The organism is Nocardia sp. NPDC055050, from assembly GCF_053608345.1.
This window is the reverse complement of sequence record NZ_JBSGVG010000001.1, coordinates 225,287-238,616: the sequence shown is the minus strand read 5'-3', so window position 1 is coordinate 238,616 and position 13,330 is coordinate 225,287. Positions and strand designations below refer to the sequence as shown.

Below are 13,330 nucleotides of genomic sequence, written 5' to 3'. Positions count from 1 at the left end.
CGGTAGGGTCGACACCACTCCATCGCAGAGGGGCAATCTCATGCGTCACCAGCAGGTAGCCGACAACGTCTTCACCATCGCGGGTACAGACGTGAACATGGTCCTACTCCGCGAGGGCCGTGACCTCACGCTGATCGACGCGGGGTGGTACGGCGACGCCGGCCTGATCGAAGCCAGTGTCGAGGCCCTCGGTCATCGCGTCGAAGACATCGCCGCGGTTCTGCTGACCCATGCGCACCTGGATCACGTCGGCGCCCTCAACCACCTCCACGCGAAGTACGGCATCCCCGCCTACACCAGCCGGCTCGAGGTGGCCCATGCCAAAGGTGAGGTCCACGAGTCCGCCACTCCGCTCGACGTCATCAAAAGGCTCACCGACGTCTCCACCTGCGGCTGGGCGCTGCGGATCACTCGCGCGGGTGGCCTCCGCAAGAACCCGGTCCCCCATATCCAGCCCTTCCGCACCGCGGGCGAGCTGGATCTTCCCGGCCGCCCCACGCCGATCGCCACCCCGGGACACACCTCGGGCCATTCGGCCTTCCATCTCGCAGCGGCCGGTGCGGTAGTCACCGGCGACACCCTGGTTACCGCGCATCCCACCTCGAAATTTACAGGCCCCCAATTACTTCCCGACTTCTTCAACCACTCGACCCCGGAAACCCTCACCGCACTCGAGGCCCTCGAGGCGCTCGCCGCCGATCTGGTTCTCCCCGGCCACGGTGCCCCCTTCACCGAGGGCATCCGGCAAGCTGTCGACCGTGCGCGAACCCACGCGAGAACCGAACGGCGCGAATAACGAGTAGTCAGCTGATTGCTGTCGTCACTCTGGGCAAACGCGAGTAGTGACCAGGTAAGTAGAGTTTGCGATAGCGAAAGTACAGTAAGAGCAGATGGATTGGCCGGCCCACCGCACGGAACAACATTCCTGGCAGGCGCGTGACGGACGAAGTCCGCGAGTCGGCCCCGTCCCCGAGCAGGCAGCGGTGTCGATCCCACCGCGCATCGCCGAACTCGACTTCGCCACCAGGCGAACAACATCGGCGAGCGAGGCCGCGGTGATCGCGGTGACACATCTCGAAGCCGGCCAGGGCCAGTATTCGGCACCGCTGCGCGAATTCCTGCTGCGCAGCGAGGCTGTCGCGTCGTCGCGGATCGAGCACATCGATGCGGGGTGGCGAGCATTCAGCAAATCCTTCGGCGGCGCGACGACCGGACCTGAGGCGGCGTCACAGGTCAGTGCGGTCCGGGCTCTCACCGGACTGGTCGACAGTGCGGCGACCGGCCGGATCACGGAGGCGAATCTGCTCAGCGCCCATCGCGTGCTGATCGCTCCGGAATGGGAGAAGGCGGGACGCTTCCGGACCGTCCAAACCTGGATCGGCGGAAGCGATTACACGCCGCTGCACGCCCTGTACGTACCGCCGCCACCGGAACTCGTGCCCGAATTGGTCGCCGACCTGCTGGCCTTCGTCGCGCGTGGTGATCTGCCGATCCTGGTCCAAGCCGCGATCGCGCACGCGCAGTTCGTGTCGATCCACCCGTTCGTCAGCGGCAACGGCCGGATCGGACGCGCCCTGGTGAGCGCCATTCTGCGCAGACGCGGGCTGACCGACAGAGTCACCGTTCCCCTGGCATCGGTCATGCTCGCCGACACCTCGCGCTATTTCGCCCAACTGGCCGCCTACCGCGCCGGCGCCGCCGACGAATTCGTCATCTATCTGGCGCTCGCCGCGGTGTACGCCAGCGAGGCGGCGATCGACTCGGCCCGCACGCTCGCCGCGCTCCCCCAGCGATGGCGAGACCGCGCCCGCCCTCGCGGCGGTTCCGCGGACGAAGCGCTCCTGGCGAACCTGGTCGAGCACCCGATTCTCACTGTCGCCGGCGCGAACGCCATCACGGCGACCACCGATTCGGCTACCTACCGTGCCCTCGAACGACTCGTCGACGTGGGGATCCTCGACGTCGTCTCCGACTCCAAACGAAACCGAATATGGGCCGCCACCGACATCCTCGCCGAACTCGACGCCCTCAACGCCGCGATCGGCCGACGCACCGCGGCGGGCCTGTCCTAGCGCAGGCCGCTCCGCAGCGTCGCGGTACCGCCTGACCGAATGCCCTGATCAGCGCAAACGCAGTTCGGTGCCGGCGTCGAAGAAGAAGACTTCCTCCGGCTTCGGCCGCAGGTGCAAGGTCTCGCCGAGCGTGGTCTGGAACCGGCGATCGACTCGGACCACGATCTTGCCCGAGCGGGTGGACCAGTCGGTGCCCGCGCCGTGGGTGTAGACGAAGGATTCGGCGCCGAGTTCCTCGAGTAGTTCGGCGACGACGGTGATCCCGGCGGGATCGGTGGTGACTTCCCAGGATTCGGGGCGGATGCCCAGAACGACGCGCGTACCGGAAACAGTGCGGGGCACCGGGATTCGCAGTCCGTCGAGCACCGCCTCGCCGTCGACGACGGGCGCTTCGAGCAGGTTCATGCCGGGCGAGCCGATGAACCCGGCGACAAAGGTGTTCAGCGGATTGTCGTACAGCTCACGCGGAGACGCGATCTGCTGCAACCTTCCGTCGCGCAGCACCGCGACACGGTGCCCCATCGTCATCGCCTCCACCTGGTCGTGGGTGACGTAGACAGTGGTCGTGCCGAGTCGCTGCTGCAACGCGGCGATCTGGGATCGGGTGCTCACCCGCAACTTCGCGTCCAGGTTGGACAGCGGCTCGTCCATGCAGAACACCTGGGGGCGGCGCACGATGGCCCGGCCCATGGCCACGCGCTGACGCTGGCCGCCGGAGAGCTTGGCCGGTTTGCGGTCGAGCAGCGGCTCGAGTTCGAGCATCGCCGCGGCTTCCTTCACCCGAACCAAGGTGTCGGACTTCGACATTCCCGCGTTGCGCAGCGCGAAGCCCATGTTCTCGGCGACGGTCATGTTCGGGTAGAGCGCGTAGCTCTGGAACACCATCGCCACGTCGCGGGCGCGCGGCGGCAGGTCGGTGACATCGCGCTCACCGATCCGAATCGTGCCCGCCTCGACGGATTCGAGTCCGGCCAGCATCCGCAGACTGGTCGACTTGCCGCAGCCCGATGGGCCGACCAGCACGAGGAATTCACCATCGGCGATGTCGATGTCGAGTGCGTCGACGGCGGGGGCGTCGGCGCCGGGATAGCGATGGGTCACACCGTCGAACTGCACTGTCGCCATGGCGAATTCTCCTAGCGGGGAAAGCGAAACGGGCCGGTGGTCACAACGAACCACCGGCCCGTGGGGGAACTACTTGGGCAGCTTGGGCGTGATCTGCCGGTCGATGATCGCCTGCACGTCGGCGGCCACCTTCGCGAGAACCGTTGCCGGATCGGCGTTCTGGAGACCGATCTGCTCGTAGCCGGTACCGATGATCTGATCGGCGCCGGGCACGAACACGCGCGCGTAGTCCTGCGACTTCGCCACCGAGAGCTGGTCGATGGCGACCTTGGAGTTGGGGTTCTTCGCCAGGAAGTCGATCTCGCTGGGGTCGGTCACGGCCGACTTGCGCACCGGCATATAGCCCGTGTTCTGCGTGAAGTACGCCGTGTTGGCCGCATTGGTGATGAACTCGATGAACTTGAGCGCGTTGACCTTTCGCGTATCCGAGATCCGCGACGGAATCGCCAGACCGGCGCCGCCGGTGGTGACGCCGGGACCGTTCGGGTGCGGCAGGAACGCGGTGCCGACCTCGAACTTGCCGTCGGCGTTCTTCTTGATGCCCTTGAGGTCGCCGGTGGAGGCGATGGTCGAGGCCGCGACGCCGGTGCCGAAGTCGACCGCGATCTGCGGGCGGATCGCGGCGTACTTCTTGACGTTGATCGAGTCGCGCAGGTACGTGGCCGCGGCGATCGAACCCGGATCGGTGAACTTCAGCTTCCACTGATCGGAGTAGGCGCCGCCGAAGGTCCAGTTAGGGCCCTGGAAGGTCCAGCCCAGGTAGTTCTTCGCGTCACCCCAGGCGTGCGCGAACTTGTCGGCGCCGACGAGCGACTGCAGCTTCGGGCCCCACTCGTCGAATTCCTGCCAGGAGTTCGGGCCGCGGTCGGGCAGTCCGGCCTTCGCCCAGACGTCCTTGTTGTAGTAGAACAGCGGCGTCGAGCGGGCGTAGGGCAGCGCGTAGTGCTTGCCGTCGAACAGGTAGTCGGCGGCGAGGGAGTCGACGTAGTCGCTCAGCTGCACACCCGCGGCGCCGAAGTGTCCGTCGAGCGGTTCGATGGCCTTGCTCAGCGCGTAGTTGAACCACCAGACATCCGACAGCACAACGACATCGGGCAGGTCACCACCGGTGAGCGCGGCGTTGAACTTCTGCGCCACCTCCTCGTAGTTCTTGCCCGCGTCGACCAGGTTCACCTTCAGGTCGGGGTTCTTCGCCTGGAACCGGTTGATCAGCTCCAGCTCCAGCTCCTTGGAGGTGCCGGGGTGGTTGGACCAGAAGGTGATGGTGTTGGCGTCACCGGAATCACCGGATCCGCCGCCGGTGCCCGCGCACGCGGACAGCGCCGCGGCAGCGGCGACGCCGCCGGTCAGGCCGAGGAAGCCACGGCGGCTCAACGCCGGGAATCGTGAGTTGGACACTGGCGAACTCCTGTTCGAGATCTATCCCTTGACCGCACCGGAGGTGAGGCCCTTGATCATGTGACGTTGCAGGGCAAGGAAGACGATGAGGATCGGCAACATGGTGAGCACGGTGCCCGCCATCACCGGCCCCCAGTTGGTGACGCTGGGGTTCTCGGTGTTCTGCAGCAGGGTCAGCCCCACCGGCAGCGTCGCGACATCGGCGGAATCGGCCATCAGGAACGGCCAGAGGTACTCGTTCCATTCGTTGACCAGCGTCACCACCGCGAACGCCACCATCGTCGGTCCCGACATGGGCAGCACCACGCGAGTGAGCAGCCGCCACCAGTTCGCCCCGTCCATCCGCGCCGCCTCGATCACCTCGGCGGGCAGCGACAGGAAGTGGTTGCGCATCAGGAAGGTGCCGAAGGCGACCCCGCAGAGCGGAATGATGATGCCCTGGAAGGTGTTTCGCCAGCCGAGCTGCGCGATGAACGCGTAGTTGGAGATGACGGTGATCTGGTTGGGCACCATCAGCGCCGCGATGATCACCAGGAACACGATGTTCTTGCCGGGGAAGCGCAGGAACACCAGGCCGTACGCGCTGAACACCCCGAGCGCGAACTTCACCACCGACACCACGCCGGTGACGATCAGCGAGTTGCGCAGGAAAGTCCAGAACGGCACCGTGGTGGTGGCGTGGCTGTAGTTCTCCGGGTGCCAGCTGTGCGGCCAGTAGACCGCGGGCTGGGTGTAGATGTCGGAGCGGTCCTTGAGCGAGGTGATCAGGATCCAGAACAGCGGGACTCCGACGATGATCAGCACACACACCATCGCCGCGTAGCCGAGTCCGGTGACGGCACGTTCGCGCCGCCTGTACGAGAGTGTCTGCGGGCCTACATGTTTCATCGTTCGCCTCGGTCCATCACGCGCACCTGGATCAACGTGACCACCAGCAGCACCACGAACATGATCGTGGCCACGGTGGCGCCGTAGCCGGCCCGGAAATTGCGGAACGACTCCTCGTACACCTGGAACACCATCGTCGTCGTGCCGTTGCCGAGCGGTCCGCCGCGCGTCATCACATTGATGATGTCGAAGACTTGCAGCGAGTTCAGCAACACGGTGATCGACAGAAAGAAGGTTGTCGGACGCAGTTGTGGCAGAAGAACTTTCGTGAATCGGGTCCAGCTGCTCGCGCCATCCATTTCGGCTGCTTCGAGCAATTCGGCGCGCACGCCTTGCAGCGCGGCCAGATAGATCACGAAGGCATAGCCGAGGTTCTTCCAGATGTAGGTGAGCGTCACCATGAACAGGGCCCAATTCGGGTCCTGATAGAAATCCGGCACATTGTCGACGCCGAGCCGGTGCAGGACGTCTTGTACCAGACCGAAACTCGGATCGAAGATGAATTGAAAAGCTACGCCGATCGCCGCGCCCGAAATCACGAACGGGGCGAAAATCGCCGAGCGGACTACATTGCGCCCGAACAGTTTTCGATCGAGCAGCATGGCGAGCGCGAGACCGAGCGCCATACTCACCACAACCGCCGCCACGGTGAAGATCAGCGTATTGCTGACGACCTTCCATGAGTCGTCGCGCTGCCACCACTCGATGTAGTTGTCGAACCCGACCGAATTCGCCACCGGGTCAGCGATATTCCAGTCGGTGAACGATAGCCGGATGTTATCGGCAAGCGGTCGGTAAACGAACAGGGTGAGCAGCGCCAGGTTCGGCACCACGAGTACCGCGAACAGCGCGTAGTCCTGCCACGGACGGCTTCTCCCGGGGAGTACCCGCTCTGGACTCTTTCGCACCGCGGCAGCTTTACGGTGCATGGCGAACCATTGGTTAACCCTGCCCGCCGATTTCCTGAACATCGGGCACACAGTGCCGATTACAGCAAAAACCCGAACAACACGACCTCGATTGATCGTATTGTTCGGGTTTTGTTCAGCGCAGTGCGCTCAGTACATCAGTTCCAGTCGCCGAGACCGTCGCCCGCACTGAGGGTTCCGCCCTGGGTGCCGGTGATGACCACGGCGTCACCACGGTGCGAGTTCTCCAGGAACCACTTCGCGTCCTCGGTGCTCACGTTGAGGCAGCCGTGGCTGGCGTTGGAATAGCCCTGCTGCGCAACCGACCACGGTGCGGCGTGCACGAAGATGCCGCTGTTGGAGATGCGGGTCGCGTATTCGACCTCGAGCTTGTAGCCCTCGGGATCGGTGACCGGCACGCCGTAGGTGGACGAGTCCATGGTCATCTTCTCGAGCCGCTCACCCACGATGTAGGTGCCGTTGGGGGTCTCGTGGCCGGTCTTGCCGAGCGAGGTCGGCATCTCGCGCACGACTTCACCGTTGATCGTCACGACGATCATCTTGGTGGCGTCGTCGACGGTGGCGACGAACGCGTCACCGATGTGGAACGCGCTGGAGGTACCACCCGCGACCACGGTCACGTTGGTGTTGGCCGGCCAGAACTCGGTGGGCTTCCAGCGGACCTGCTTGCTCGAGGTCCAGTAGAAGTAGCCGGGCGCGTTGGTGCTCGAGGTGACCTTGATGGCCCGCTCGGCGGCCGCGCGGTCCTCGACCGGCTCCTGGAAGGTGATGATGATCGGCTGCGCGACGCCGACGGTCTCGCCGTCGGCGATGTTGATGTTCGGCGGCGCGAAGGGCGCCTGCTGCGCGGGCTCGTTCACCGCGGGCTGGCTCGAACCGGCGCCGAAGCCCGGCAGAGTCGGCTGAGCCTGCGCGGGCACGGCGATCAACGCGCCGGTCGCTGCGATCGCCGCCGACAGCAGCAGACCCCGGCGGAGCCAGTGCGATTGCCGCATATTTGCCTCGTAGTGCATAGGTTTCTCGTCCATTCCATCTCTCGTTCCGCATGCGGCGGCGCGAGATCTACTCAGTGACGCTCGTTCTCATATGCCGTAGAGGCCGCAACGGGTCTCTACGGGGTAACGACTTCCCCGACCCTGACCCTCCATTACTACCCGCACCAGGTGACACGGTGCCAGCCGCGCCGAGCGGTGATAACAGGCGCGCAACTATGTGCCGTGGGTCACATAACATGCTGTTATTCATCGGCTTCCGTCAAACGCCGCGCTCACAGCGGCGAGTCGGCGGCGGTGCGTGCGAACAGCGGGGAAACACACCGGTGTGACTCTCAAACGTCACGTGAGGCAGATCACCCGATGCGTGTGAAGTGGATCGCCCGATCCGGTGCGGTCGCGAGATTGCGGGGCACGGTGCGCGGTCGTCCACCGAGCGCCAGCGCGGGATCCAGGGTCAACCGGACCTCGGTCAGCAGCGTTGCCAGCACGATCCGCAGCTCGTAGTCGGCCAGCGTCGCGCCGATACAGCGCCGGTGACCACCGCCGAACGGCGCGAACTCGAACGGCGTGACGGTGCGGTCGAGGAACCGGTCGGGGTGGAACAGGTGCGGTGCGGGCCAGGTGGACGGTTGGCTGTGCAGGACGCCGACGGCGAGGCCGATGGTGGCGCCCGCCGCCACGTCGACCCCGAGCCAGCGCAGCGGCTCCTTCACCGTGCGCAGCACGATCGGCACCGGTGGATGCAGGCGCAGGGCTTCTTGGCAGACGGCGTCGAGCAGCGGTAGCCGGGCTTGCTCGGCCGGGTCGCCGCCCGCGGCGGGTAGTTCGGTGAGCAGTCGGGCGAGCAGGCCGGGTTCGCGGTGCAGGTGGTAGAGCGCCCAGGTGAGAGTGGTCGCGGTGGTTTCGTGGCCCGCGACGAGCAGGGTGCGCAGCTGCTCGAACAGTTCGGCGTCGGTGAGGGTGGTGCCGTCGTCGTAGCGGGTGGCGAGGAGGAGATCGAGCAGGTCACCGTCGGCGGGGCCGGTGCGGCGCCGGCGAGTGATGTCGGCCAGGATCAGCTCGTCGAGCCGCTCCCGAGCCGCGGTGAACCGCTCCCACGGACCGAAACCGCCGATGTCACGGCGCAATACGGGTGCCACCAGAAGCGGGGTGGTGAAGGCGGTGAGGAAATCGGTGACCACGCCGCCGTATTCGGCCGCGCGATCGGAATCGGCGCCGAACACCGCGGCGAGGATGACGCGCAAGGTGATGGCGCGCGCGGCCGCGAGCGCATCGATTCGCGTGCCGAGTTGCCAGGGACCTCGTGCACCATGATGGATCTCGTTCAGTGTCGCCTCGCGAATCACCTTGCCCAGCAGTCGCACCCGCGCGCCGTGCAGTGCGGGCGCCAGCAGCGCGCGATCGGTGCGATGGCGCGTCCCCGAACTCAGAATCAGCGATGCGGCCCCGACCATCGGCTCGATCGGATTGGGCCGCGGCGGCTCCAGCAGCGCCACCGGCGCCCGGAACAACGCGCGTGCGCCCTCGGCAGTTCCGGTGAACAGCACCGGCGGAAACCCGGGGAACCCGACTGCGAACGGATCACTGCGCGCGGCGCGTCGTCGCAGGTAGCCCTCGAAATCCCGCCCCGCGGCCACGCCGTGCAGCAGGGACAACCGCGGCGCGGTGGGCGCGGGGCTCGGCGAACTCATACCTGGTACTACGTGGCATCTCTTCGAGAGGTTCGATCGCCCCGCACCGTCCCCTGCGCCATCGCCGCCAGCTTGGCCAACCGCGCGTCACCGAGCGCCGTCACGGCCCCGCCCAGCCGATTGGTGACGAACGCGATCGACATCCCCAGATCGGGATCGGCATAGGCACCGGAACCGCCGACTCCGTAGTGGCCGAAGGCATGTCGTGGTTGCTGCTTGGTCATCAGTACCGGCCGGTGGTAGCCGAGGGTGAACCGCAGCGGCAGTCCGAGGACATAGTCGCGGCTGCTGGTCTGCTGGGTGCGGTTGATCGTCTCGATCGTCTCCGGGCGCAGGAACCGCACGTCGCCCACCTGCCCACCGTTGGCGAGGGCCCCGTACATCCTGGCCAGCGCCCGCGCCGAGAACACGCCGTTCCAGCCGGGCATCACCGCGTCGTGCACCCGTGGATCGCGGACCAGTTCGTCGAAGCTCTCCGGCATACCCGCCTCGGCCAGACCACGCGCGGGTCGCACCCACGACAGCACCGACGACGCGGTGTTCCAGCGGATCCCCGGTGGCGCCAGATGCGGAAAGATCTTCGCGATCCGATGCCGCTCGCCCGGCGGTACCTGAAACCAGAACTCGTCGATTCCCAAGGGCTGGGCCACTTCTCGGCGTAATACCGCCGTGAACGGATCGCCGGTGACCCGCTGCACGATCTCGGCGACCAACCAGCCGAAAGTGATCGCGTGATAGCCCGAGGTGCGGATGCGGCGCGGGTCGGCGGGGCTCTCGGCGAGGGCGGACACCACCGCGTCGTAGTCGAGAATGCCCTCGCGACCCGGCACCAGCCCGCGTACGCGGTGCAGGCCCGCGCGATGGGACAGCACATCGCGCACGGTGATGTCGTCCTTGCCGTGCGACCCGAACTCCGGCCAGTAGGTGGCCACCGGCTCCTCGTAATCGATGAGCCCGCGCTCGGCCAGCCGATGCAGCACGGTGGCGGCGACACCCTTGCCGGTGGAGAAGGTGAGCGCGATGTTCTCGCCGGTCCAGCGCTGATCCTTGGCCGCCCAGCCCGCCCAGATATCGACGACCGGGCGTCCGTCCAGGTAGATGGCCAGCGCCCCGCCGCCACGACTGGGCTGGGTGAACATCCCGAAGAAATGATCCGCGAGCCGGATAAAGCGCGGATCGACCACCATTTGCCGTGGCGCCGCGAAGTCGTCGACCGGTGCTGACACGATGGATACCTCCTGATACACGCGATCGGGGGCCCCGCGCCGCACACGGCGACCGGAATCCCAAGGGTATCGCAGGGACAGACCCGCCGGTTGGAGTCGACGGGGGTGGCTCCGGTGGTGTATTCACAATGGGTGTTTGCAGATTTGCCAATCGGCCGGCTCGTCGGCGCGATCGCCATCACCGTGACCGCGTTCGTCTCGACCGGTTGCGGAGGCACCATCGACGGCCACGCTCAGCCGGCGATCGATGTCGTCCCCGCGACCAGCACCGCGACGCCGACCACCAAGCCGGGCAAGTCGACCACCGGCAAACCCACCGCCAGCAAGCCCGCGCCGACATCGAGCAAGGGCGGCAAGACCGACTTCCAGGCCAACGTCGGCGACTGCGTCGCGCTCGGCGGCACGGTCAACGACGCGACCATCGAGAAGGCCGCGTGCGGTAGCCGTTCGTCGAACTACAAGGTCATCGGCAAGGCCAAGACCAGCAACGGCTGCGTCGGCGACCGCGACAACTTCTACGCCGAGACGCTCAACGGCATCGAGACCGGCGCGCTGTGCCTCGACATCGACTGGGTCGTCGGCGGCTGCATCGACGTGGGCGGCGACGAACCCAAGCGCATCGAGTGCGGCGAGGGCGGGACCGAACCGGTCAAGGTCATCACGATCAACAAGAACTCCGACAGCGTCGACGACTGCCCCGATGCCGCCGATTCCGGCTTCAAGTACGCCGAGCGCCACGTCGTCGTCTGCGTGGAGAGCCTGTAGTCCCGACGAAAGACGTGGGTGGCGGCTAGTTTGGAGTAGTGCCACAGACGGTTCGGCTGAACTCGGCCACGGGCCGGTGGATTCTGCTCGCCACCATCCTCGGCTCGTCGATGGCGTCGCTGGACGCCACCGTCGTCTCCGTCGCGCTGCCGCGGATCGGCGAATCGCTGCACACCGATGTCGCCGGGTTGCAGTGGACCGTGAACGGTTACACGCTCACCCTGGCCTCCTTCATCCTGCTCGGCGGTTCGCTCGGCGACCGGCTCGGCCGTCGGCGCGTCTTCGTCTGGGGCATCGTCGGATTCGCGATCACCTCGCTGCTGTGCGCGGCCGCGGTGAACATCGAGATGCTCGTGGCCGCGCGCTTGCTCCAGGGCGTGGCGGGCGCGTTGCTCACGCCGGGAAGCCTGGCGCTGATCTCGGCGTCGATCGACAAAGGTGATCAGGGCAGTGCGATCGGACTGTGGTCCGGTCTCGGCGGGGTGGCCGGTGCGTTCGGGCCACTGCTCGGTGGTGGCTTGATCGATCTGGTCGGCTGGCGGGCGATCTTCCTGCTCAATGTGCCGCTCGCGCTGGTGGTCGCCGTCGTCACGCTCAAATATGTCCCGGAGAGCCGTGATCTGGAGGCGCCCGCGCGGATCGACATACCGGGCGCGGTGATCGTCGCGCTCGCGCTCGGTGCGCTCACACTGGGACTCATCGATTCCCGGGTGGTGCTGGTGGCGGTCGGGCTGGCCGCGCTGGCGTGTTTCGTACTGGTGGAACTGCGCAGCCCGAATCCGCTGGTACCGCCGTCGCTGTTCCGGTCGCGGGTGTTCACGGTGGCGAACCTGGTGACGTTGTTCGTGTACGCCGCGCTCGGCGGCGTCTTCTTCCTGCTGGTGCTGCAATTGCAGCTGGTGGCCGGGTACTCGCCGATGGCGTCGGGCGCCGCCGGACTGCCCGTCACCCTGCTGATGCTGGTGCTCTCGGCGCCCGCGGGCCGATGGGCGCAACAGCACGGGCCGCGGATTCCGATGACGTTCGGTCCGCTGCTGGCCGCGGGCGGGGTGTTCGCGTTGCAGCGGATCGGACCGGGCGCGGACTATCTCACCGATGTGCTGCCCGGCGTGTTCGTCTTCGGGCTCGGACTGTCGGTGCTGGTAGCGCCATTGACCGGCGCGGTGCTCGCCGCGGTGCGCGAGGGCGAGGCCGGCATCGCCTCCGGGGTGAACAACGCCGTGGCGCGAACGGCACAGCTACTCGCCGTGGCGGCGTTGCCAGGGCTGGCCGGGTTGTCCGGCGCGTTCGGCGACCCGGTCGCCTTCGCCGCCGGCTTCGACACCGCGATGCGCTGGTGCGCGGTGCTGCTGCTGCTCGGCGGGGGTGTCGCGGCGGTCCTGCTCCGCGTGCCGCGTCAGCCTCCGCAGCCCGAACGCGTCGACTGCCTGCCGCACTGCGCCGGCGCCGACGGACCCGCGCTCGCACCGAAATCGCTTGCCACATAGCAAGAGCGGGCCGCGTGGACAACCACGCGACCCGCTCGACATCCGGGGAGTACGGGCAAGGGACTAGATCGGGTGATACCCCGAACCCACGCCGCCGCGGGCGTTGATGTCGGCCATGATCGAGTTCATGTTCGTCCCGACCTCCGGCCCGAAGCAGGCCAGCGCCAGATAGGCGTTGACCATGCCCACCAGTGTCGAGCCGACGACGACCGGCGCGCCGGAATCGCCCTCGACCACGCACATCTGCGACCAGGTCTCGGTATTGGTCGCGAACACGTCGCCCCAGGTGATGCCGCAGGTATTGCCGGTGGTCCGGCCTTCCTTACAGACGATCGTCGGGAACTGCGCCGGTCCGCCGACGCCGGTGATGGTGACGTTGCCGATCCGGTTGACCGGGATGATCCGGCCCGGCGTGAACTCGATGACCGCGTAGTCGAGTTCGGAGTTGCTGTACACGAAACGGCCGATCTCGCCGTAGCCTCGATCCACCTCGGCGCTGACCGGAGCGCCCGCGTCGCCGCAGTGGCCCGCGGTCAGTCCGACCAGCCTGCCCGCGCCGTCGTGCCCCACCGTGGTGACGGTGCACTCGAACGCGTTGTCGATCACGATGCCGGAGCCGCCGCCGATCACCGGGGGGCCTGCTTGCGCGTTGGCCGCACCGGTGCTCAGCAGAGCTGCACCGAGGGCGAGGGCGAAGGCGGTGTTGGCCACCTTGGCGAGTTTGCTGAACATGTCCCTCCAGATGTCGGAAGTT

General features: G+C 66.8%; 12 protein-coding genes. 4 read left to right on the top strand and 8 right to left on the bottom strand.

From position 1 onward, the window contains the following. The first annotated feature begins 40 nt into the window (after positions 1-40). Complete coding sequence (locus tag ACWGCN_RS01070) at positions 41-796, top strand: MBL fold metallo-hydrolase (RefSeq protein ID WP_452458669.1); 756 nt, start codon at positions 41-43, stop codon at positions 794-796. A 94-nt stretch (positions 797-890) separates the two neighbouring features. After that, positions 891-2,072 carry a Fic family protein gene (locus tag ACWGCN_RS01065; RefSeq protein ID WP_378989349.1) on the top strand — a complete coding sequence of 394 codons (1,182 nt, stop codon included), beginning with the start codon at positions 891-893 and terminating at the stop codon, positions 2,070-2,072. Positions 2,073-2,120: 48 nt separating this feature from the next. Here the strand turns inward: ACWGCN_RS01065 and ACWGCN_RS01060 are convergent, their stop codons facing one another. From ACWGCN_RS01060 to ACWGCN_RS01030, 7 genes are all read right to left on the bottom strand, one after another. Then, positions 2,121-3,197: an ABC transporter ATP-binding protein gene (locus ACWGCN_RS01060; RefSeq protein ID WP_378989348.1), complete on the bottom strand. Its 1,077-nt coding sequence runs from the start codon at positions 3,195-3,197 to the stop codon at positions 2,121-2,123. 69 nt (positions 3,198-3,266) lie between these two features. Beyond that, positions 3,267-4,595 (bottom strand): ABC transporter substrate-binding protein, encoded by a 1,329-nt coding sequence (locus ACWGCN_RS01055; protein WP_378634671.1) that lies wholly within the window; start codon positions 4,593-4,595, stop codon positions 3,267-3,269. 21 nt (positions 4,596-4,616) lie between these two features. Next, positions 4,617-5,483, bottom strand: a complete 867-nt coding sequence (locus ACWGCN_RS01050) for a carbohydrate ABC transporter permease (protein WP_449966698.1) — start codon at positions 5,481-5,483, stop codon at positions 4,617-4,619. Beyond that, a complete protein-coding gene (locus tag ACWGCN_RS01045; RefSeq protein WP_378989547.1) occupies positions 5,480-6,391 on the bottom strand; it encodes a carbohydrate ABC transporter permease in 912 nt (303 codons plus the stop codon). The genes ACWGCN_RS01050 and ACWGCN_RS01045 overlap by 4 nt, the downstream gene beginning before the upstream one ends. Positions 6,392-6,549: 158 nt before the next feature. Further along, complete coding sequence (locus tag ACWGCN_RS01040) at positions 6,550-7,440, bottom strand: L,D-transpeptidase (RefSeq protein ID WP_378989345.1); 891 nt, start codon at positions 7,438-7,440, stop codon at positions 6,550-6,552. Positions 7,441-7,760: 320 nt separating this feature from the next. Further along, on the bottom strand, positions 7,761-9,098 hold the full coding sequence (locus ACWGCN_RS01035) for a cytochrome P450 (RefSeq protein ID WP_452458670.1): 1,338 nt from the start codon (positions 9,096-9,098) through the stop codon (positions 7,761-7,763). Positions 9,099-9,106: 8 nt separating this feature from the next. Then, a complete protein-coding gene (locus ACWGCN_RS01030; RefSeq protein WP_452458674.1) occupies positions 9,107-10,285 on the bottom strand; it encodes a serine hydrolase domain-containing protein in 1,179 nt (392 codons plus the stop codon). A 171-nt stretch (positions 10,286-10,456) separates the two neighbouring features. Here ACWGCN_RS01030 and lppU point away from each other — a divergent pair, with 171 nt between their 5' ends. Beyond that, positions 10,457-11,089 carry an LppU family putative lipoprotein gene (gene lppU / locus ACWGCN_RS01025; RefSeq protein WP_378989343.1) on the top strand — a complete coding sequence of 211 codons (633 nt, stop codon included), beginning with the start codon at positions 10,457-10,459 and terminating at the stop codon, positions 11,087-11,089. 38 nt (positions 11,090-11,127) lie between these two features. Beyond that, positions 11,128-12,576, top strand: coding sequence for an MFS transporter (locus ACWGCN_RS01020; protein ID WP_452458671.1), 1,449 nt, complete (start codon positions 11,128-11,130; stop codon positions 12,574-12,576). Between the two features lie 63 nt (positions 12,577-12,639). Here ACWGCN_RS01020 and ACWGCN_RS01015 read toward each other — a convergent pair whose 3' ends face one another. Further along, on the bottom strand, positions 12,640-13,308 hold the full coding sequence (locus ACWGCN_RS01015) for a S1 family peptidase (protein ID WP_378989341.1): 669 nt from the start codon (positions 13,306-13,308) through the stop codon (positions 12,640-12,642). Between the last annotated feature and the right edge of the window lie 22 nt (positions 13,309-13,330).